Source organism: Janthinobacterium sp. 35 (assembly GCF_002754575.1).
Lineage (GTDB): Bacteria > Pseudomonadota > Gammaproteobacteria > Burkholderiales > Burkholderiaceae_D > Janthinobacterium > Janthinobacterium tructae.
Map to the genome: position 1 here is coordinate 2,781,141 of NZ_PEFN01000001.1, position 21,096 is coordinate 2,802,236.

Annotated in this window: 21 protein-coding genes; 16 read left to right on the forward strand and 5 right to left on the reverse strand. The window is 62.8% G+C overall.

All coding sequences use genetic code 11. The features are described 5' to 3' along the window. Window positions 1-48 precede the first annotated feature (48 nt). From CLU93_RS12405 to tatC, 16 genes are all read left to right on the forward strand, one after another. A complete protein-coding gene (locus CLU93_RS12405; protein WP_010402134.1) occupies window positions 49-285 on the forward strand; it encodes a BolA family protein in 237 nt (78 codons plus the stop codon). A 4-nt stretch (window positions 286-289) separates the two neighbouring features. Next, on the forward strand, window positions 290-1,540 hold the full coding sequence (gene murA, locus CLU93_RS12410) for a UDP-N-acetylglucosamine 1-carboxyvinyltransferase (RefSeq protein WP_099761525.1): 1,251 nt from the start codon (window positions 290-292) through the stop codon (window positions 1,538-1,540). 20 nt (window positions 1,541-1,560) lie between these two features. Then, the gene (hisG, locus tag CLU93_RS12415; protein WP_099761528.1) at window positions 1,561-2,241 is read left to right on the forward strand and encodes an ATP phosphoribosyltransferase; all 681 of its coding nucleotides are present in this window, start codon (window positions 1,561-1,563) and stop codon (window positions 2,239-2,241) included. Window positions 2,242-2,267: 26 nt separating this feature from the next. Next, a complete protein-coding gene (hisD, locus tag CLU93_RS12420) occupies window positions 2,268-3,593 on the forward strand; it encodes a histidinol dehydrogenase (protein ID WP_099761531.1) in 1,326 nt (441 codons plus the stop codon). Further along, window positions 3,590-4,546 (forward strand): DNA-methyltransferase, encoded by a 957-nt coding sequence (locus CLU93_RS12425; RefSeq protein WP_099761533.1) that lies wholly within the window; start codon window positions 3,590-3,592, stop codon window positions 4,544-4,546. The genes hisD and CLU93_RS12425 overlap by 4 nt, the downstream gene beginning before the upstream one ends. A gap of 33 nt (window positions 4,547-4,579) precedes the next feature. Further along, on the forward strand, window positions 4,580-5,674 hold the full coding sequence (gene hisC, locus CLU93_RS12430) for a histidinol-phosphate transaminase (protein WP_099761536.1): 1,095 nt from the start codon (window positions 4,580-4,582) through the stop codon (window positions 5,672-5,674). A 19-nt stretch (window positions 5,675-5,693) separates the two neighbouring features. Continuing rightward, window positions 5,694-6,284 carry an imidazoleglycerol-phosphate dehydratase HisB gene (hisB, locus tag CLU93_RS12435; RefSeq protein ID WP_010402123.1) on the forward strand — a complete coding sequence of 197 codons (591 nt, stop codon included), beginning with the start codon at window positions 5,694-5,696 and terminating at the stop codon, window positions 6,282-6,284. A 38-nt stretch (window positions 6,285-6,322) separates the two neighbouring features. Further along, entirely contained in the window at window positions 6,323-6,961 is a 639-nt protein-coding gene (gene hisH, locus CLU93_RS12440; RefSeq protein ID WP_099761539.1) for an imidazole glycerol phosphate synthase subunit HisH, read from the forward strand. A 63-nt stretch (window positions 6,962-7,024) separates the two neighbouring features. Continuing rightward, window positions 7,025-7,798: a 1-(5-phosphoribosyl)-5-[(5-phosphoribosylamino)methylideneamino]imidazole-4-carboxamide isomerase gene (hisA, locus tag CLU93_RS12445; protein ID WP_096232615.1), complete on the forward strand. Its 774-nt coding sequence runs from the start codon at window positions 7,025-7,027 to the stop codon at window positions 7,796-7,798. Window positions 7,799-7,858: 60 nt separating this feature from the next. Continuing rightward, window positions 7,859-8,620 (forward strand): imidazole glycerol phosphate synthase subunit HisF, encoded by a 762-nt coding sequence (hisF, locus tag CLU93_RS12450; protein ID WP_096232613.1) that lies wholly within the window; start codon window positions 7,859-7,861, stop codon window positions 8,618-8,620. A gap of 26 nt (window positions 8,621-8,646) precedes the next feature. Beyond that, window positions 8,647-9,084 carry a phosphoribosyl-AMP cyclohydrolase gene (gene hisI, locus CLU93_RS12455; protein ID WP_071074999.1) on the forward strand — a complete coding sequence of 146 codons (438 nt, stop codon included), beginning with the start codon at window positions 8,647-8,649 and terminating at the stop codon, window positions 9,082-9,084. Continuing rightward, window positions 9,081-9,452 carry a phosphoribosyl-ATP diphosphatase gene (locus CLU93_RS12460; protein ID WP_034753849.1) on the forward strand — a complete coding sequence of 124 codons (372 nt, stop codon included), beginning with the start codon at window positions 9,081-9,083 and terminating at the stop codon, window positions 9,450-9,452. The genes hisI and CLU93_RS12460 overlap by 4 nt, the downstream gene beginning before the upstream one ends. Before the next feature lie 15 nt (window positions 9,453-9,467). Then, window positions 9,468-9,839 carry a histidine triad nucleotide-binding protein gene (locus CLU93_RS12465; RefSeq protein ID WP_099761542.1) on the forward strand — a complete coding sequence of 124 codons (372 nt, stop codon included), beginning with the start codon at window positions 9,468-9,470 and terminating at the stop codon, window positions 9,837-9,839. 80 nt (window positions 9,840-9,919) lie between these two features. After that, window positions 9,920-10,156 carry a Sec-independent protein translocase subunit TatA gene (gene tatA / locus CLU93_RS12470; RefSeq protein ID WP_071075001.1) on the forward strand — a complete coding sequence of 79 codons (237 nt, stop codon included), beginning with the start codon at window positions 9,920-9,922 and terminating at the stop codon, window positions 10,154-10,156. A gap of 48 nt (window positions 10,157-10,204) precedes the next feature. Then, window positions 10,205-10,738, forward strand: a complete 534-nt coding sequence (tatB, locus tag CLU93_RS12475) for a Sec-independent protein translocase protein TatB (RefSeq protein WP_099761544.1) — start codon at window positions 10,205-10,207, stop codon at window positions 10,736-10,738. After that, window positions 10,735-11,490 (forward strand): twin-arginine translocase subunit TatC, encoded by a 756-nt coding sequence (gene tatC / locus CLU93_RS12480; RefSeq protein ID WP_099761547.1) that lies wholly within the window; start codon window positions 10,735-10,737, stop codon window positions 11,488-11,490. The genes tatB and tatC overlap by 4 nt, the downstream gene beginning before the upstream one ends. 84 nt (window positions 11,491-11,574) lie before the next feature. On the opposite strand, the gene CLU93_RS12485 is transcribed toward tatC, so the two are convergent. From CLU93_RS12485 to CLU93_RS12505, 5 genes are all read right to left on the reverse strand, one after another. Then, entirely contained in the window at window positions 11,575-12,108 is a 534-nt protein-coding gene (locus tag CLU93_RS12485; RefSeq protein ID WP_099761549.1) for a hypothetical protein, read from the reverse strand. Window positions 12,109-12,274: 166 nt separating this feature from the next. Then, on the reverse strand, window positions 12,275-14,137 hold the full coding sequence (locus tag CLU93_RS12490; protein WP_373629843.1) for a DUF885 domain-containing protein: 1,863 nt from the start codon (window positions 14,135-14,137) through the stop codon (window positions 12,275-12,277). 165 nt (window positions 14,138-14,302) lie between these two features. Beyond that, on the reverse strand, window positions 14,303-14,791 hold the full coding sequence (locus CLU93_RS12495) for a hypothetical protein (protein WP_096232605.1): 489 nt from the start codon (window positions 14,789-14,791) through the stop codon (window positions 14,303-14,305). Window positions 14,792-14,846: 55 nt separating this feature from the next. After that, on the reverse strand, window positions 14,847-19,028 hold the full coding sequence (locus CLU93_RS12500) for a DEAD/DEAH box helicase (protein WP_099761552.1): 4,182 nt from the start codon (window positions 19,026-19,028) through the stop codon (window positions 14,847-14,849). Then, entirely contained in the window at window positions 19,025-20,968 is a 1,944-nt protein-coding gene (locus tag CLU93_RS12505; RefSeq protein WP_099761554.1) for a dipeptidyl-peptidase 5, read from the reverse strand. The genes CLU93_RS12500 and CLU93_RS12505 overlap by 4 nt, the downstream gene beginning before the upstream one ends. Between the last annotated feature and the right edge of the window lie 128 nt (window positions 20,969-21,096).

A 21,096-nucleotide genomic window follows, 5' to 3' on the forward strand; every position in this document is an offset into this window, starting at 1 on the left:
GATTGCGGCACATCCCATTACTACCTTATTCAATATCAAGGACTTATCGTGACCACCACTCCAGAACTGATCCACGGCTACCTGTCGGCCGGCCTCGAATGCACGCACCTCGAAGTGGAGGGCGATGGCCAGCACTTCCAGGCCGTGATCGTCTCGCCCGCGTTTGCCGGCAAGCGCCTGATCGCCCGCCACCAGATCGTCTACGCGGCGCTGGGCGACCGCATGCGCGAGGAAATCCACGCGTTGTCGATGAAAACCCTGACACCTGAAGAATTCCAAGGATAAGCACATGGACAAACTCCTCATCAACGGCGGCAACCGCCTGAACGGCGACATCGCCATCTCCGGCGCGAAAAACGCCGCGCTGCCGATTTTGTGCGCCGGCCTGCTGACCGCGGGCGACCTGGACCTGACCAACGTGCCGCACTTGCACGACGTCGCCACCATGCTCAAACTGCTGGGCCAGACGGGCCTGAAGGTACAGCAGGACGGTGACCGCGTGGTCCTCAACGGCAGCGCCATCGACACCCTGGAAGCGCCGTATGAACTGGTGAAAACCATGCGTGCCTCGATCCTGGTGCTGGGCCCCATGCTGGCGCGCTTCGGCGAAGCCAAGGTCTCGCTGCCGGGCGGCTGCGCCATCGGTTCGCGCCCCGTCGACCAGCACATCAAGGGACTGGAAGCGCTGGGCGCCGAGATCCGCATCGAGGCCGGCTACATCTACGCCAAGTGCGCCAAGCTGAAAGGCGCGCGCATCGTCACCGACATGATCACCGTCACCGGTACCGAGAATCTGCTGATGGCCGCGACCCTGGCCGAAGGCGAAACCATCCTGGAAAACGCCGCCTGCGAACCGGAAGTGACCGACCTGGCCCACCTGCTGGTGGCCATGGGCGCGAAGATCGACGGCATCGGCACCAGCCGCCTGGTGATCCAGGGCGTCGACGCCTTGCACGGCGCCTCGCACGCGGTGATCGCCGACCGTATCGAGACGGGCACCTTCCTGTGCGCCGTGGCGGCCACCGGCGGCGACATCACGCTGCGCAATGTACGCACCGATATCCTTGACGCGGCGCTCGACAAGCTGCGCGCCATGGGCCTGACGATGACCTTCGGCGCCGACTGGATCCGCGCCGAGATGTCGGCCCGTCCAAACCCCGTCAGCTTCCGCACCACCGAATACCCTGGCTTCCCGACCGACATGCAGGCGCAGTTCATGGCCGTCAACACGATTGCCAACGGCGCCAGCCGCGTCACCGAGACGATCTTCGAGAACCGTTTCATGCACGTGCAGGAAATGAACCGCCTGGGCGCCGACATCACGATCGAGGGCAACACGGCCATCATCGCCGGCGTCAAGCACCTGCGCGGCGCGCCCGTGATGGCGACCGACCTGCGCGCCTCGGCCTCGCTGGTGATCGCCGCCCTGGCGGCCGATGGCGAAACCCTGATCGACCGCATCTATCACCTCGACCGCGGCTACGACCGCATGGAAGTGAAGTTGTCGGCCGTGGGCGCCAATATCGTGCGCATCAAGTAAAAACAAGAAAAGGAACGAGCATGAACGGATCGAACAACGGTGACAGCTCCCAGCTGATTCTGGCGCTGTCAAAAGGCCGCATTTTTGAGGACACCATGCCGCTGCTGGAAGCGGCCGGCATCAAGGTGCTGGAAAACCCGGAGACCTCGCGCAAGCTGATTTTGGCCACCAACGATCCGAACGTGCGCGTCATCATCGTGCGCGCCAGCGACGTGCCGACCTACGTGCAGTACGGCGCGGCCGATTTCGGCGTGGCGGGCAAGGACGTGCTGCTGGAACACGGCGGCGAAGGCCTGTACCAGCCGATCGACCTGAATATCGCTTCTTGCCGCATGTCGGTGGCGGTGCAGGCCGGCTTTGACTATGAAAAGGCCGTGCATCAGGGCGCGCGCTTGCGCGTGGCCACCAAGTTCGTGCACACGGCGCGCGAGCATTTCGCCGCCAAGGGTGTGCACGTCGACCTGATCAAGCTGTATGGCTCGATGGAGCTGGCGCCTCTGGTGGGCCTGTCCGACGCCATCGTCGACCTGGTCAGCACGGGCAGCACTTTGCGCGCGAATAACCTGGTCGAAGTCGAGCACATCATGGAAATTTCGTCGCGCCTGGTGGTCAACCAGGCTGCGCTCAAGCTCAAGCGCGAGCGCTTGCAGCCGATTATCGAGGCGTTTGAACGCGCTTCGCAAACTAATTCGCAAGCCTAGACACCTTCAGTAGCAGAAAGCCGATTATGCCGATACAGATACGCAAGCTCGATTCAAGCCAGGATGGTTTCCAACAATCGCTCGATACGCTGCTGGCGTTCGAGGCGGGCACCGATGCAGCGATTGAAACGTCGGTCGCGAAAATCCTGGCCGACGTGAAAACGCGCGGCGACGCCGCCGTCCTGGAATACACCAACCGTTTCGACCGTATCCCGCATGGCGGCGCGGCGGAAATGGCGGCTTTTGATATTTCGCAAGCCGAATTGCAGGCGGCCCTGAACGGCTTGCCGTCGGCCCAGCGCGAAGCGCTGCAGATCGCCGCGCAGCGCATCCGCGCCTTCCACGAACGCCAGCGCGAGGAATTGCGTGGTTTTAGCTACACCGAACCCGATGGCACGGTGCTGGGCCAGAAGATCACGCCGCTGGACCGGGTCGGCATCTACGTCCCGGGCGGCAAGGCAGCGTATCCGTCGTCCGTGCTGATGAACGCCATTCCCGCGCATGTGGCGGGCGTGGGCGAAATCATCATGGTGGTGCCGACGCCCGATGGCGTGAAAAACCAGATGGTGCTGGCCGCCGCGGCGATTGCCGGCGTGACGCGCGTGATCACCATCGGCGGCGCGCAAGCGGTCGGCGCGCTGGCCTACGGCACGCAGACGATTGCCGCCGTGGATAAAATCGTCGGCCCCGGCAACGCCTATGTGGCCGCCGCCAAGCGCCGCGTGTTCGGCATCGTCGGCATCGACATGATCGCCGGACCGTCCGAAATCCTGGTGCTGTGCGACGGCACGACGGACCCTGACTGGGTCGCGATGGACCTGTTTTCGCAGGCCGAGCACGACGAGCTGGCGCAAGCCATTTTGCTGTGCCCGGACGCCGGCTACATCGCCAAAGTGGAAGAGAGCATCGCCAGGCTGCTGCCGACGATGCCGCGCCAGGCCACCATCAGCACCTCGCTGCAAGACAGGGGCGCGCTGATCAAGGTGCGCAGCATGCAAGAAGCGTGCGAGATCGCCAATTCCATCGCGGCGGAACACCTGGAAATCTCGGCGGACAACCCGCAGCAGTGGGCCGAACAGATTCGCCACGCGGGTGCCATGTTCCTGGGCCGCTTTTCGTCCGAATCGCTGGGCGACTATTGCTGCGGTCCCAATCACGTGCTGCCAACCTCGCGCACGGCGCGCTTTTCGTCGCCGCTGGGCGTGTACGACTTCCAGAAGCGCTCGTCCATCATTCACGTCAGTGAAGCGGGCGCGCAAACCCTGGGCCGTGTCGCCGCCACCCTGGCGTACGGCGAAGGCTTGCAAGCGCACGCGCGCAGCGCCGAACTGCGTTTGAAGCCGCAGCCATGACGCAGGTGGCGGAGCGGCCGGACTGGGTCAACCGGGTCTATTGCGAAGATGCGCTGGCGGGGCTGGCGCGCATTCCCGATGGCTCGGTGGACCTGATCCTGACGGATCCGCCGTACAACCTGGGCAAGGATTACGGCAACGCCTCGGACCAGCAGTCGGTGGCCGACTACCTGCGCTGGACGGAGGCATGGATCGATGCGGCGCTGCCCAAGCTGAAAGCCAACGGCAGCCTGTATATCTTTCTCACCTGGCGCTATTCTCCGGAGATCTTCGTCATGCTGAAACAGCGCATGGCGATGATGAATGAAATCATCTGGGACCGCCGCGTGCCGTCCATGGGCGGCAGCGTGCGCAGCTTTTCATCGGTGCACGACACCATCGGCTTCTTCGTCAAGCGCAAGGATTACTACTTCGATCTTGACGCGGTGCGCATCGCCTACGACGCGGCCACCAAGAAAGCCCGTTCGCGCTCGATCTTCATCGGCGCGAAATGGCTGGAAGTGGGCTACAACCCGAAAGACTTGTGGAGCGTGTCGCGCCTGCACAAGGAACACCCGGAACGGGCCGACCACCCGACGCAAAAGCCGCTCGAAATCATCGAGCGCATGCTCAAGGCTTCGTGCCCGCCCGGCGGCGTGGTGCTCGACCTGTTCATGGGCAGCGGCACCACGGCCCTGGCGGCGAAACGCTGCGGGCGCGATTTCGTCGGCTTTGAATTGAACCCCGATTATTGCGCCATCATCGAACAGCGCCTGGCGGCACTGGCGCAGGAGCTGGCCGCACCGGCTGCTCCCGCACCGAAGGCTGCCAAGGCGGCCGTGAAGAAGCCGGCGGTGGTGAAAAAGCCGGCCACGGCGAAAAAGCCGCCCGCCGTGAAAAAAACGCCCGCCGTGAAAAAAGCGCCGGCCCGCAAGGCGCGCAGCGCCGGCGTGCCGGAAGACGTCGTCATTTAGTCTCCATTTAATTTCATCAGGAGTGTTTGCAGCATGTCTTTCCTCGATCAGTTAATCAGCAACACCGTGCGCTCCGATGTGCGCGCCGTCAACAGCTACCAGGTAGCCGATGCCAGCGGTTACATCAAGCTCGATGCGATGGAAAACCCGTATCCGCTGCCGCCGCAGCTGCGCGAGGAACTGGGCGCGCGCCTGGCCGGCGTGGTGCTGAACCGCTATCCGCCGTCGTACGCCAGCCTGCAGGCGGCCATCTGCGCCAATCTGGGCGTGCCAGCCGGTTACGACGTCATGCTGGGCAACGGTTCCGATGAACTCATTTCCATCCTGGCCATGGCTTGCGCCCGCCAGGAGCCGGGCCAGCGCGCCGTGCTGCTGGCGCCCGTGCCGGCCTTCGTCATGTATGCGCGTTCGGCGCAGTTTGCCGGCATGGATTTCGTCGGCGTGCCGTTGAACCCGGACTTCAGCCTGGACATGCCGGCCATGCTGGCGGCCATCGAACAGCACCGTCCGGCGCTGGTCTTCCTCGCGTATCCGAACAACCCGACGGGCAACCTGTTTGCCAGCGCCGACATCGAACGCATCCTCGCCGCCCTCGGTGACACCGGCATCGCCGTCGTCGACGAAGCGTATGAACCGTTCGCGCAGCACAGCTTCATGGGGCGCCTGCCCGAATTCGAAAACCTGGTGGTGATGCGCACCGTGTCGAAACTGGGCCTGGCGGGCATTCGCCTCGGTTACATGTCGGCTGCGCCGGCCCTGCTGGCGCAATTCGAGAAAGTGCGCCCGCCGTACAATGTCAATGTGCTGACGCAGGCGGCGGCCGAATTCGCGCTCGAGCACCTCGACGTGCTCAATGCGCAGGCGGATCTGCTCAACAGCGCGCGCGACGCGCTGGCGCTGCGCCTGGCGGAACTGCCCGGCGTGACCGTGTTTCCCTCGAAGGCAAATTTTCTTCTGATTCGTGTGGCTGATTCCGACGATGTTTGTGCAAAACTGCTTGCCCGCAGGGTTTTAATTAAAAATATGAGTAAAATGCATGCTGCGCTGGCCAATTGCCTGCGCATCAGCGTCAGCACCCCGGAAGAGAATTCCCTTTTTTACGATGCCTTCAAGGCATCCCTCGTTTAGCCTATCGCCAGAGCCTCCCATGAACCGCACCGCAGAAATCACGCGCAACACCAATGAGACGCAAGTTCGCGTCGCCCTCAACCTGGACGGCACGGGCCAGCAAAAGCTGAACACCGGCGTGCCCTTCCTCGACCATATGCTGGACCAGATCGCCCGCCACGGCTTGATCGACCTCGATATCGAAGCGACGGGCGACGTGCATATCGACAACCACCATACGGTGGAAGACGTGGGCATCACCCTGGGCATGGCCGTGGCCAAGGCCATCGGCGACAAGAAGGGCATCCGCCGCTACGGCCATGCGTATGTGCCGCTGGACGAGGCGCTGTCGCGCGTGGTGCTCGATTTCTCGGGCCGCCCGGGCATCGAATACCACATCCCGTTTACGCGCGCCATGATCGCCGGCTTCGACGTCGACCTGACGCTGGAATTTTTCCGCGGCTTCGTCAACCATGCGGGCGTGACCTTGCATATCGACAACCTGCGCGGCACGAATGCCCACCATCAGTGCGAAACCGTGTTCAAGGCCTTTGGCCGCGCGCTGCGCATGGCTGCCGAGCTCGACGAGCGCGCGGCCGGCATCATTCCATCGACCAAGGGCAGCCTGTAAGCGCCGCTCTCGCTATACTGTAGATTCCGGGATCAAACATGAATAAAATTGTGGTGGTGGATTACGGCATGGGCAATTTGCGCTCGGTGGCGCAGGCGCTGCGTGCCGTGGCGCCGGAAGCCGATGTGCGCATTTCCGGCCTCGCTGCCGATATCGACAGCGCCGACCGCATCGTCTTGCCGGGCCAGGGTGCCATGCCCGACTGCATGCGCAGCCTGCGCGAATCGGGCGTACTGGAGGCGCTGCTGCGCGCCGCCGACAGCAAGCCCGTGCTGGGCGTGTGCATCGGCGAGCAAATGCTGTTCGACGGCAGCGAAGAGGGTGATGCGGCCGGTCTGGGCTTGTTGCCAGGCAAAGTCGTGCGCTTCCAGCTCGACGGCCAGGTGCAGGAAGACGGTTCGCGCTTCAAGGTGCCGCAAATGGGCTGGAACCAAGTGCGGCAAACGGCGTCCCATGCGATGTGGGAGGGCATTGCCGACAACGCCTATTTCTACTTTGTGCACAGCTATTTTGCTCAACCTCAAGAAGCGGCGCACACGGTGGGCGAGACTGTCTATGGCGCGCCGTTCGCTTGCGCCGTCGCGCGTGATAATATTTTCGCGACACAGTTTCATCCTGAAAAAAGTGCTGCCGCTGGCTTGCAGCTGTACAAGAACTTTGTTCACTGGCAACCTTGATGTGAGCTACGTGACCTTTTCAGCTTTTTTTCGCTTCTTCACTCACTTTAAACCACACTGACCATGCTGCTAATTCCCGCCATCGACCTGAAAGACGGTCACTGCGTACGCCTGAAACAAGGCGATATGGAACTTGCCACCGTATTTTCCGAAGACCCGGCCGAGATGGCCCGCCATTGGCTGATGCAAGGCGCGCGCCGGCTGCACCTGGTCGACCTGAACGGCGCCTTTGCCGGCAAGCCGAAGAACGAAGGCGCCGTCAAAGCCATCCTGAAGGCGGTGCAGGATTTCGCACTGGAAAACGACATCGAGGAAATCCCCGTGCAGCTGGGCGGCGGTATCCGTGACCTCGACACCATCGAGCGCTATCTCGACGCCGGCATCACCTACGTCATCATTGGCACGGCGGCCGTGAAAAGCCCCGGCTTCCTGCACGACGCCTGCGGCGCCTTCCCGGGCCATATCATCGTCGGCCTCGATGCCAAGGATGGCAAAGTGGCAACGGATGGCTGGAGCAAGATGTCGGGCCACGAAGTGATCGACCTGGCGAAAAAATTCGAAGCCTACGGCGTCGAATCGATCATCTACACGGACATCGGCCGCGACGGCATGATGGGCGGCATCAATATCGACGCCACCGTCAAGCTGGCGCAAGCCGTCAAGATCCCCGTCATCGCCTCGGGCGGCCTGCACAATATCGGCGACGTGGAAGCGCTGTGCGCGGTCCAGGCCGAAGGTATCGAAGGCGTGATCTGCGGCCGTTCCATCTATGAAGGCACGATCGACCTGGCGCAGGCGCAAGAACGCGCCGACGAACTGACCGACGCCGCCGTTTAAGCCAGCCCGGCCGGGGTGCGCCTGCGCGTGCCCTGGCCTGGCGACAATCTGGAACCCATCATGCTTGCAAAACGTATCATCCCCTGCCTCGACGTGACCAATGGCCGCGTCGTCAAAGGCGTCAACTTCACGCAATTGCGCGACGCCGGCGACCCGGTGGAAATCGCCCGCCGTTATGACGAGCAGGGCGCCGATGAAATCACTTTCCTCGACATTACCGCGTCGAGCGACAATCGCGGCCTGATCTTCGACATCATCGAAGCGGTCGCCTCGCAAGTGTTCATTCCGCTGACCGTGGGCGGCGGCGTGCGCGTGGTGGAAGACGTGCGCCGGCTGCTCAACGCGGGCGCCGACAAGGTCAGCATCAACACCTCGGCCGTGACGAACCCGCAGCTGGTATTTGAGGCATCGCAAAAGCACGGCTCGCAATGCATCGTCGTGGCCATCGACGCCAAGCAGGTGTCGCCCGGCAAGTGGGAAGTGTTTACCCATGGCGGGCGCACTGCCACGGGTCTGGACGCCTTTGCATGGGCCAAAAAGATGGAAAGTCTGGGCGCAGGTGAAATCTTGCTCACCAGCATGGACCGCGATGGCACCAAGGTCGGCTTTGACCTGGGCCTGACGCGCGGCGTGTCCGACGCCGTCAGCATCCCCGTCATCGCTTCGGGCGGCGTGGGCGGCTTGCAAGACCTGGTCGACGGCATCAAGGTGGGCCGCGCGGATGCCGTGCTGGCCGCCAGCATCTTCCACTATGGCCAGCACACGGTACAGGAAGCCAAGCGTTTCATGGCGCAGCAGGGCATTCCCATGCGTCTGGCGTAAACAAAATAGTACCCAGGATATAGAACATGCAAAACGGAACCATCGTAGCAAGCAATGCCAAGTGGCTCAAAAAGGTCAGATGGGACGAGCACGGCCTGGTGCCCGTGATCGCGCAGGAAGCGGGCAGCAATGACGTGCTGATGTTCGCCTGGATGAACCGCGACGCGCTGGCGCGCACGGTGGAACTGGGCGAAGCCGTGTACTGGAGCCGTTCGCGCAAAAAACTCTGGCACAAGGGCGAAGAATCGGGCCACACGCAAAAAGTGCTGGAAATCCGCCTCGATTGCGATGAAGACGTGGTCTTGCTGAAGATCGAGCAGGCCGGCGGCATCGCCTGCCATACGGGCCGCCATTCGTGTTTCTTCCAGAAATTCGAAGGCGATGAAAAAACGGGCGAATGGCAAATCACCGACCCCGTGCTGAAAGACCCTGAGACGATATACGCGGAAAGCAAGAGCAAATGAGTGAAACTTTAAAGCGCCTGGCCGCCGTGATCGAATCGCGCAAGCTGGCCAACGGCGGCGACCCCGCCACCTCGTATGTCGCGCGCCTGTTTGCCAAAGGCGACGATGCCATTTTGAAAAAAATCGGCGAAGAGGCGACGGAAACGGTGATGGCCGCGAAGGATGCGCGCCGCGACAATGACCCGTCGAAGGTCTTGTACGAATGCGCCGACCTGTGGTTTCACTCGCTGGTGATGCTGGCGCAGTTCGACCTGACGCCGCAGCAGGTGCTCGACGAGCTGGCGCGCCGCGAAGGCCTGTCCGGCCTGGAAGAGAAAGCGGCACGCAAGGATGAATTGCGCGACGCCGGCGAAACAGACAAACACTGACCTACTGGAGCGTGCGTGGATAACTGTATTTTCTGCAAGATTGCTGCAAAACAAATTCCCTCGACCATCGTGTATGAGGATGACGACTTGCTGGCCTTCAAGGACATCAACCCGGCCGCCCCCGTGCATCTGCTGCTGATCCCGAAGCGCCACGTGGCCAGCCTGTCCGACTGCGACGATAGCCATGCGGACATGCTGGGCAAGCTGCTGCGCCTGGCGCCGAAACTCGCTGCCGAATTCGGCTGCGCCGTCACGTATGAGGCCGATGGCACGCCCGCCGGCGGCTTCAAGACCATGATCAACAGCGGCCCGAACGGTGGGCAAGAGGTGTATCACCTGCACATGCATGTGTACGGCGGTCCCCGCCCCTGGCGCGGTCAACACTGATTTCGCTGTGCGCCGGGTTCACGTGTATACTACCGGCATTGGTCGACGCTATTCGGGCACCGTCCCGCAAGGAGAATGTGATGGGTTCATTGAGTATTTGGCACTGGGTGATCGTTCTGGTCATTGTCATGCTGGTCTTCGGCACCAAGAAACTGGGCAATATCGGCGGTGATATCGGCAAGGCCGTCAAAGGCTTCAAGGATGGCGTCAAGGGCGACGATGACGCGCCGGCAGCCAACACCCCTCCTGCTGCGCCATCGCAAGTGGCCGACAAAAGCACCATCGACGTCGAGACGAAAGAGAAAAGCAAGTTCTGATAGCGTGGCGGGGCGCTTGCCTCGTCCGGTAACAGCCCTTGTCCGCTTATGATCGATCTCGGTCTCTCTAAAATCGCCATCATCGGCGTGGTTGCGTTGATAGTCATCGGCCCTGAAAAGTTGCCGAGAGTGGCGCGCATGGCCGGTACCCTGTATGGCCGCGCGCAACGCTACCTGAACCAGGTGAAATCCGAAGTCTCGCGCGAAATTGAAATGGAAGAGCTGAAAAACCTGCAGAAGGAAGTGCAGGATGCAGCCCATTCCGTCAAGCAAAGCGTGGAGAAATCCATGCATGGCGTGGAAAACTCGATCTCCGGCAACCTGGCCGAGGTGGAAAACGCGTGGCGCGGCGATTCCAGCGCGTATGATGGACACCACGATGCGCATGAAGCCATGCTGCGCGCCACCAATGAAGACCTGGCCCGCAAGGCGCGCGAATTCCGCCGCAAGAAGCTGGTGCGCAATTCCGCCATCCCTGGCTGGTACAAGCAGCGCCATGGCGGCAAGCTGCACGTGCAGTCGGCGGCCGCCCGCGTGGCGCGCTTCCGTCCGCGCACCAGTTCCTCCTCCTTTTACTCATGAGTAGCAAATCCCCGGTGGAAGAAACCTTTATCTCGCATCTGGTCGAGCTGCGCAACCGCCTGGTCAAGGCCTCGATCGGCATCGCCGTCGTCTGCGCCGTACTGTTCTATTGGCCCGGCCCCTCGCAAATCTACGATTTTATTGCGGAGCCGATGATCGCCTCGCTGCCGGCCGGCTCGAAAATGATCGCCACCGGCGTCATCTCACCGTTCCTGGTGCCGATGAAAGTGACGTTGGTGATCGCCTTCATCGTCGCCTTGCCCTGGGTGCTGTACCAGATGTGGGCGTTCATCGCGCCCGGCCTGTACACGCATGAAAAGCGCCTGATCGCGCCGCTGGTCATTTCCTCGTCGCTGCTGTTTATGGCCGGCGTGGCCTTCTGCTATTTCTTTGTGTTTGGCCGCGTCTTCCACTTCATCAGTGACTTTTCGCCATCGTCGATCGCGGTGACGCCCGATATCGAAAACTACCTCGATTTCGTCATGTCGATGTGCCTGGCCTTTGGCGCGACGTTCGAAGTGCCCGTGGTGGTGGTGATCCTCGTGCGCATGGGCTTGGTTACTATCGCGAAACTCAAGGAAGTGCGTCCCTACATCATCGTCGGCGCCTTCGTGATTGCCGCCATCGTCACGCCGCCGGACGTGGTCAGCCAGTTCTCGCTGGCCATCCCCATGTGCCTGCTGTTCGAGCTGGGCTTGCTGGTGGCGCCCATCTTCGTCAGGGCCACCCAGGCGCCGGAAGAAGCGTCCTAGACGCTCTACAATACTCGCAAGCAAAAGCCGCTGACCTTCTTCGGGAGCAGCGGCTTTTTTATTGCCAGAGGGGTAGGTGAGTGCTTACTGCAGCATCAGTTTGCTGAGGATGCCCAGGTTGAGCAGGATCAAGGTGCTCATCATCCAGTACACGTGTTTCATGTCCGCGCCCTGGCGCAAGTCCAGGCGTTCCAGGCGGGCCTCGAATTTTTGCTCGGAATTATCAAATCTGGCATCGAACTTCTGCTCGGAGTTATCGAATCTGGCATCGAACTTCTGTTCAAGTGCATCTATTCTGCTATCGAACTTCTGTTCCAGTACATCTATTCGGCTATCAAGTTTCAGTTCCAGTGTATCTATTCTGCTGTCGAGTTTCAGTTCCAGCGCATCTATTTTCACATCCAGGGCTCCTACCCTGGTGTCGACTCTTTGCGACACCAGCTTGATTTCCCCCAGCAGATTGCGTTCCAGCGCCGCCAGCTCACCATGCACGACCACGGCCGACCCCAGCACATCACCCAAGGCTGCCGCATGGGTTTCCGCTTGCTGCGTGGGCACGCCGGCCGAGGCGAGGCGTTTGGCGTATTCGAGGGTGTCGAACTGGATGGGCATATGCATGGACGCTCCTGACTACCACCCTAGCAGAAAAATCGGCGATTGCCAGTGAGGAGTGCGGTGGCGCCTGCCTTCCCGTCAGCTTAATGGGCAGGGGCGCTGGCGGTTTGCGGCGGCGCAAACGGATGCAGCGCCGCAGCGCCCTTTGCAAGCTGACGGCGAGCGCCGCTTAGTTCATCAGTTCCTTGATGACTTTCACGGGCGCGCTGCCGTAGCTGAGGAATTGCTCGTGGAAATCCTTCAGCACGAATTTGCTGCCCAGCGCTTGCTTGCGCTGTTCGCGCAAGTCCATGATTTCGCTGTAGCCGCTGAAATAGCTGGTCAGTTGCACCGAGCTCAGCTGCACGCGGCGCCATTTTTCCGTCGCTTCACGCTTGGTCTGGAAGGCCTGGCGCGTCAGCAGGTCCAGCGCCTGCTCTTGCGTCATGCCCTGCACGTGCACGCTGTAGTCGAGGATGGTGTTGGTGACGCTGCGCAAGTTCCACTTCGAATACATCAGCCACATTTCCGGCGCATTGTTGCCATAGCCCGATTCAAGCATCATGCGTTCGCCATACACGGCCCAGCCTTCGATCATGGCGCCGTTGCCGAAGATGGACTTGACCAGCGACGGCGACTTGTTGGCATACACGAGTTGCGTATAGTGGCCAGGGATGGCTTCGTGGATGTTCAGGATCTGCAAGATCCAGTGGTTGTACTCGCGCAAGCTGCTTTCCGCCTGTTCCGCCGTTTCGCCGTCGAGCGGCGTCACGTTGTAATAGGTGCGGTCCTGCGGACGGTAGGGGCCGGGCGCCTCGATGCTGGCGCCAGCCACGCCACGCTGGTAAGCGGGCGTTTCACGCACGACCAGCGGCTTTTTCGGGTCCATCGTCAGCAGGTTGTGGCTGGTCACCCATTCCTGCAACTCGGGGATCTGGCGGCGGATTTCCGGCACGAAATCGGCGGGCGCCACGTGATTGCTGGACAGCTTGTCGATCACCATGCCGATCTTGGCAGTGCGGTCCGCCGGCTTGGCCGTGGCGCCCATGGTTTTCACCCACAGCTCGTCGGACAGGCTATCCATGTGCTCAAGCAACTTTTCGCGCGCGGCCAGGGCTTTCTGGTACATCTGCTCGGCGCTCACGCTGGCCTGGATATCGTAGGCAAATTTCTGTTCGTACAAGTCCTTGCCGATGCGGAAGGAGCGCGCGTTGCCGTTCTGCGCCAGCGCGGCATCCTGCTCCGTCAGCCAGGCCGCATAGCCTTGCACGGCCGAGCGGGCCGCGGCGATGCGCGCGTTGTACAGCTGTTTTTCGAGCGGCGTCAGGATGGACGCCTGTGCCGTTTTGTTCAGGTCGTCAAGCACGCTGAGCACGCCGGCGCTCTGGGCGATGGCCAGTTGCGTGTGTTCGCGCGTGGGGTTGACGATGCTGGCGCGCGCGGCCGCATAGTATTGCGGCACGCTGGCGATGCGCTTGAGCAGGGTGCGCAGGCGCTGCGGCTGCGCCGCGTATTCCGTGTTCAGGATGAAGTCGATGGAGCCGGCCACGTTGTACTGGGCGGGATTCCATTCGAATTCGCGGAAGGTGGTCAGATACCAGCGGTCCGATTGCAGTTTATTCGTCAGCAAGGCCAGGTCGGTACGTTGCTTGTCCGACATTTTGCTGGCATTCAGCTTGCCGAACTTGCCCAGCCATTCTTCGATGAAGGCCAGTTGCTTCTGGCGGCTGGCCGCGTCGGGAATGCTCAGGTTGGCGGCGCCATCGTACTTGCCGACCGAAATCGCGCTTTCCGGGTCCAGGCGCCACAGGGCCGTGAGGAACTGGCCGCTCAGGTTATTCATGGAGCGGTCGCTGCTGTTCTCGCTGGCGACGGCGGCGACCGTGGCTGCCGTGGCGGCACTGACGACGGCCGCTTTCTTGGTGACGGTTTTTTTCTTGCTGCTGCTGGTACTGGCCTTGCCGTTCTTCTGCGGCTTCTTGGCGGCGCTGGCCGGTGTCAGGGTAAAGGCCAGCATCAATGCGGCGAGCGCAACTTTATTTCTTGTCAGCATAGTTTATCTCTTGAATATTTTGTTGTTTGCCCTCATCAGAAAATAATAAACTGATAATATAAGTAACAAACAACTATTGAAAGGTTGGCTTTGCTTGCCAGGGCGGCCAAAGATTAGCATTAATTGCCGCGCTTGCGCAGTTTTTTGCCAGGCCAGCCAGCCCCGCTAGACGACGATGGCGCTGCCTTGCAGCATCTCCTGCTGACGCGCATTGATGGCCGCCACGGCATCCTTGCCGCGCGCCATGCCGGTGGCGTGGATTTCGATGTCTTGCGTGTAACGCTGGCTGACGCGCACCGTATAGGACTGGAACAGCCAGCTCCAGAAATTGGTTTCGTAGACGGCTTCATCCATGTCGCGCCATTTGACACCCATGAGTTTCTTTTTCCACGGCAAGATGCCGGAGGCCAGCCACACGCCCGCCTCATCAATGTACAGCTGATAGCTGCGGATGGTCAGCAGGCGGTAGCCGACGATCAGGGCCGAGCCGATCAGCACCACGAAGGCGGCGCGCGCGTTGTACTTGAAGGCCAGCGGCAGGGCGGCAAAGAACAGCAGCACGGCAATGACGAAAGTGCTGACATAGGCGGTCCAGGATTTGCCGCACAGAAAGGTGGCGCGCTGGCCGGCGCTGGTGGCGATGTAGTCGGTCATGGGGCAAGAAAGAAGAGCGGAAAAACGATCATCGCATGGAACGCGGCTTCGTCGTTCATTTTTTCAACCCCTCTTGCAGCATGCCCAGCATGTCGCTTGCCGACATGCGCGCGGCTGCATCGCTGCCTTCCAATAAACTGTCGGCCAGGTCGCGCTTATGCTGGTGCAATTCGACGATGCCTTCCTCGATCGTGTGTTTCGCCACCAAGCGGTAAATCGTGACGGGCCGCAATTGCCCCATGCGGTGGGCGCGATCCGAGGCCTGGTCTTCCACGGCCGGATTCCACCACGGATCCATGTGGATCACATAGTCGGCCGCCGTCAGGTTGATGCCCATGCCGCCCGCTTTCAGGCTGATCAGGAAAACGTCGCCTTCGCCCGCCTGGAAGGCATCGACGCGGCGCTTGCGCTCCTGCATGGGCGTGCTGCCGTCGAGATACTGGTAACTCACGCCATGCTGTTCCAGGTGCTGGCGGATCAGGCTCAAGTGGTCGACGAACTGGCTGAAGACGAGCACCTTGTGGCGGTTTTCCAGCAAGCCCGACAGCAGCTCGGCGAAGGCCGCCAGCTTGCTGCTGGCCAGGCCCAGTTCCGGCGCCACCAGTTGCGGATTGCAGCAGGCGCGGCGCAGCTTCATGATTTCCGCCAGGATCTGGATGGCCTTCTTCGACGCCGGCCCTTCCACCATGGCCAGCTTTTCCAGCGCTTCGCGGCGCAGGGATTCGTACAGCGCCGCTTCCTGCGGCGACAATGCCACTTCCAGCACGATTTCCGTGCGCGACGGCAATTCGGACAGCACTTGCGTTTTTGTCCTGCGCAAGATGAACGGTGCGATCAGGCGGCGCAGCCGCAAGCGCGCGCCGGCCGCCGCCCGCTTGTCCTGATCCTTTTCTATCGGTCCCGCAAAGCGCAAATTAAACTGGTCGAGAGTGCCCAGCAAACCGGGGTTGATAAAACGGAACAAATTCCACAATTCGCCCAAATGGTTTTCCAGCGGCGTGCCGCTGGCCAGCATGCGGAAATCCCCTTGCAAGGCCATCACGGCTTGCGAGCGCTTGGTGGCGCCATTCTTGATCGCCTGTGCTTCGTCGAGCACGATCGTATGCCAGCGCACGCCGGCAAACAGGGCCGCTTCCTGCTGCAGCAAGCCATAGCTGGCCACCACCAGGTCGAACGGCTGCAAGGTATCGAGCATGTCGGCGCGGTCACCGCTGCCAAACAGTTTGACCTTCAAGGTGGGCGCAAAACGCTGCGCTTCGCTGATCCAGTTCATGCACACGGACGTGGGCGCCACCACCAGGGTGGGGCCGTTCGGCGCGCGCGCCAGGATCAGCGCCAGCGCCTGCAACGTCTTGCCGAGTCCCATGTCGTCGGCCAGGCAGGCGCCCACGCCCCAGTGCGCCAGGCGCGCCAGCCATGCGTAGCCGGCCAGCTGGTAGTCGCGCAAGTCGGCCTGCAGGGTGCTGGGCAGCTGCGGCTGAAAGTCGTCGAGGGCGCGCAGGCGCAGCAAGTGTTCGCGCCAGAGTTTGTCGGCCTTCACGCCGCCCGCATCGTTGGCCAGCTCTTCCAGCGCGAAGGCGGCCAGCGGGTGGATGCGCACGCCATCGGCATGCGCTTCGCCATACGCGGCCAGCTCGGATAGGCGGCGGTGCAATTCGTCGCTGAGGGCGAGGAACTGGTTGTCGCCCAAGGCCACGAAGCGGCTTTTATTGTTCTGCATCAAGTCGAGCAGGGCGCGCAAATCCATCACCTTGTCTTCATCGATCTGCACTTCGCCGCTGGCGGCAAACCAGTCTTTTTCGCTCTTGATATTGAGGCGCATCTGGCCGCTGTCGATGCGTTTCGACACGCGCATGGTTTCGCCTTCGGGCCAGGCCAGCACCATGCCGCCAGGCTCCAGCGCCTGCAGCTCGACCAGCAGTTGCAAGCCCAGGGCAGGCTGGCCCAGCAGCCACTCGCCGTGTTCTTCTTCCGCCTCTTCCAGCACCAGGCATTTACCGATCAGCTGGCGCTGCGCTTCGCGTTCCCCGTTCAGGTCGCGCCGCGCCTGCACGGCCCGGCCCGCCACGTCGGCAAACACGCTTTCGGCGCCGCTGCCCGGTGCGTAATAGGCGCCGTTGTCGAGCAGTGGGCGGACTAAAATCTGCATCTTCAAACCTTGCTGGTAGGGCAGCAGGTGCACGTGCAGGCGGTGGTCGGCCGTGATGACTTCCGCGTCGCCGGCGCCGCCGCCGATGTCCGATTGCACGGTGACCATGGACGAGATGGCGCCGATCGCCTGCATCACCTGTTTTTCCGCATGCAGCGGTACGGACAGGCCCAGGCCCACGATGGCGCCGATGCGCCGGTGCTCGTCGAGAATGTGCACCACGCGCAAGCGCGTCGGCGTTTCGCGCTGCACCACGACGTTGCCGCCGTTGTCGGGCAATGGCGGTTGCATGCCCAGCCACAGCTGCCCCTCGTGCGACTTGATCAGCAGCTCGGGCGCGCCGGCGATCAGTTCCACGCGCGTGTCGGGATGGTCGAGCCAGAACACCAGCGGGTGGCCCACCAGCAAGATGGCGGCCTTGTCCAGCTCGATTTCATAGCGCGGCGCCGACGAATAATACTGTTTGAACGGTGCGATGCTGCCGGCCGCGCGGGCATCCTGCGGCGTGAGGAAGTCGATGTCGCCTGCCTCTTCGGCCAGGCGTTTCAGGCCCATGGCGCGGCCCTTGCTCCAGCCACCGCGTGCGTCGCGTTTCTGCTCGCGCACTTCCACGGCCGTCAGGCCGAAACGCGGGTCGAACGCCACCAGCCACACGAGGCGCGAGACGCTGCCGATGGCTTCGGCGGGCGCGTTTTGCTGCAGGTTGATCAGCGCGCTCAGCTGGCGCTGCCACGCTTCCTGGCGCTCGAACCACGGCGCCATGTCCGTCAAGCCATGTTGCGCCCGCTTTGAGGTGGCATAGCGCTCCTGCTGCGGCTCGCCCAGCAAGCCCAGCAAGCCGGCCGCCTGCGCCGCAATCAAATCATAGCCGGCCGCGTCGGCTTGCTGCACCAGCAAGCGCAATTGATCCTTGCGCTCGTTCAATTGCGGCAGCGCCAGCCAGTAGTACAGCAAGGCCTGGAACAGCTGCGCCTGCAAGCCCGTTTCCCAGCTGCGCGTGGGGATGCTTTCCGCCAGCAGCACGCCGGCACGCACCAGGCGCAAGGTATTGAACTGCTGGTAGACGATGCTGTCGTGGTTCGGCTGCGCGTGCAGCGCGATATCGAGGTAGGTTTCCGCGCTTTTCAGCAGCTTGGCGTCGTTGCCGCGCAGCAGGGCCAGCACGTACAGGTGGCCGCCGATGCCCGTAAAGCACAGCTTGCGCTTGCCCGCCTCCTTGCGCAATCCTTTCAGGGCTGTTTCAAAGCCCGCCACGGCCTGCGCGTGTTCGCCGCGCAACAGGGCGATGCTGCTGTCGACAAACAGCGCCTGCGGCCCCTGCTGGCCTGCCAGGTAGCGCGCAGCGGCGTCGAGTTCGCCGCACAGCAGGGCATCCTCGGCCAAGGCCAGCGGCAGAGCGGCGCCGATATGGTCGCCGGCCGCCGCCTGGCGCGCGTGGTGCGCGCGCGCATAGCTGCGGATGGCGTGCGCCGTGGCCGGCTCGCGCGGGGCGTTGCCCAGCAGCACGGCGAGGATGTCATCCTGCAGTTGCGGCATGACGAAAGACAGCATTTCCGGCTCGAACGGGCGGCCGAAAATCTCGATCAGCGGATGCAGCTGCTGCGCTTCATAGCAGGCCATGCAGGCGGCCAGGATGGCGGCCACCTGGCGCACTTCGTCATTGCGCAACAGGGCGATGCGCAAGCGCGCCACGCCTTGCCGGTAGCTGCGCAATTCCACATAGCCATCCCAGTTGCGGCGCACGGGATTGATGGTTTCGATGGCCTGGCACAGGTCGCGGAACGCCAGGTGCTCGATGGCGGCGCGCATGGCGGGCCAGCGCAGCTTGGCTTCGCAGGCATAGCCGCGTCCCACCACTTCGGACGCCAGCGCGTGCCGCGTCAAATGCTGCAGCATGCCCGTGACGGTGAGCAGGGCAAACGGCGTGCCGTCCGGCTCGACGACATTGGCGCGCTGTAAGTGTTCATACACGGCATGCTTGCCCACCGGCTCGCCCGCAATCGCCAGCAAGGCCAGGATCATCTGTTCGTGCTGCTCCAGGGCGGTGAATTCGGCTAGCAGTTGCTGGTCCAAGTGTGGGTCTGTCATGCGGGCAAATTGGCAATCTGCACGGGAGGCTCGCCGGCCGCCACGGGCAGGCCGAACACGCGCTGGTAGAAATACAGTTCCGCCTCCAGCGTGCGCACGATGTTTTCCGCCTTGCGGAAGCCGTGGCCCTCGCCTTCGAGCGGTACATACGCGACGGGCACGCCGCGCGCCTGCAGGGCGTCAACCATCAGCTGCGACTGCTGCGGCGGCACCACCTTGTCATCGAGGCCCTGGAAGAAGATCATCGGGCGCGACAGTTTATCCGTGTGGTGGATGGGCGAGCGCTCAAGGTACAGCGCTTCGGCTTGCGGCTGGGGGGCGATCAGGTAATCGGTGTAGCGCGATTCGAACTTGTGCGAATCGTCGTCCAGGCCCTTCAGGTCGGACACGCCATAGTAACTGGCGCCGGCCTTGAAAACGTCGTGGAAAGTCAATGCGCACAGGGTCGTCAGGCCGCCCGCGCTGCCGCCGCGCACGATCAGGCGTTCGGGGTCGGCCAGGCCGTTGGCCGCCAGGTAACGCGCGCCGGCGATGCAGTCTTCCACGTCGACGATGCCCCACTGCCCGCGCAGCGCGTCGCGGTATTCGCGGCCGAAGCCGCTGCTGCCGCCATAGTTGACGTCGAGTACGCCGATGCCGCGGCTGGTCCAGTACTGCGTCGCCAGTTTCAAGGTATTGCTGGCCATGCTGGTGGGGCCGCCGTGGCTGATGACGATGACGGGTGGCAAGGTGCCTGCCGGCGCCTGCACGTCGGTATTGTGCGGCGCATAGAAGAAGGCATACGCCGTGCGGCCATTGCTGCTGGTAAAGCTCAAGCTGCGCGGCACGGACAGGTGAGCCAGCGCGGGCAATTGCGCGATCGATTGCGCCAGCACTTCCAGCTCATGGTTCGACAGGTCGATGCGCGCCAGTTCCAGCGCGATGGTGGGGCTGCCGCCGAGCAGCGCGACGAAGCCGGGGCCCACGCGCAGTTCGCGGATTTCTTGGTACGGGTGGGGAATCGGCTCCAGTTTCGCCTCGGCCACATTCAATTGCGCCAGGTAGCTGATGCCGGCCTGGATATACGTGCAGACGATTTCGTCGTCGGACAGAAAACCGTACATGCTGGCGCCGAAGGTCCAGTGCGGCGTGGCAAATTCCGCTTCCATCGGGCACAGCGCCTCGATGTCGGCGCCGTGCAGGCGGTACAGATTCCACCAGCCGCTGCTGTCGGAAACGAAGTGCAGCAAGCCGTTCGGCGACCATTCCGGCTGGCAAATCGACTCGCGCGCGCCGCCGGCGATCAGGCGTGGCGACCCCAGGCTGCCGTCCGCGTGCACGTCGGCCAGCCACAGTTCCGTGCCTTGCCACGGCAGGCGCGGGTGGTCCCAGCTGATCCAGGCCAGCTGGCTGCCGTCCGGCGACAAACGCGGCGCGGCATAAAAGTCGTGGCCGCGCGCCAGCACCGTGTCGCGCCCGTCGAAGCCGACGGCGGCCAGGCAGTTTTCCGGATGCGCGTGACCTTCTGCCGGATGCTGCTCGCGCACGGCGATCAGGCGGGCACGGGCCGCATCGACGACGAAGTCCGCGTGGCGCGTGTTGCCACCCGTGGTCAACGCTTCGGGCGCGGCGTCGCCGGCCACGCGGTACAGGCAATTGTCGGCGAAATGCGAAAAATACACGGTATCGCCGGCCACGGCATACGCGCCGCCGCCGTATTCATGCACGCGTGTGCGCACATTGAAGGGCGCCGGCGTGAGTTCATCGACCCGCGCGCCGCGCTGGCGCAGCAGGGTGTTGCGGCCGGCCTCGCTGGCGCGCCCGGCCAGCCAGAACACGTCGGCGCCATCCGCCCCGCCCAGGGCCAGCTGCGTCAGCGGCGAGGCGCCAGCGGCGACGATGGCCGCGCTGATCGGCGATGGCCAAATGCCATAAGGGGTGCTGGATGCGGTCGAGGTCATGCGGGCTCCGTGTCGTGGTGGAAAGGGGGGGGGCCTCCAGGCGGCGTCAGGCAGCGCGGCGGCGTGCATCATCATAAAGGAAGGGCCGGCACAACGAAAGTCATCGCTGTGCGTGGCAAATGCTGCAA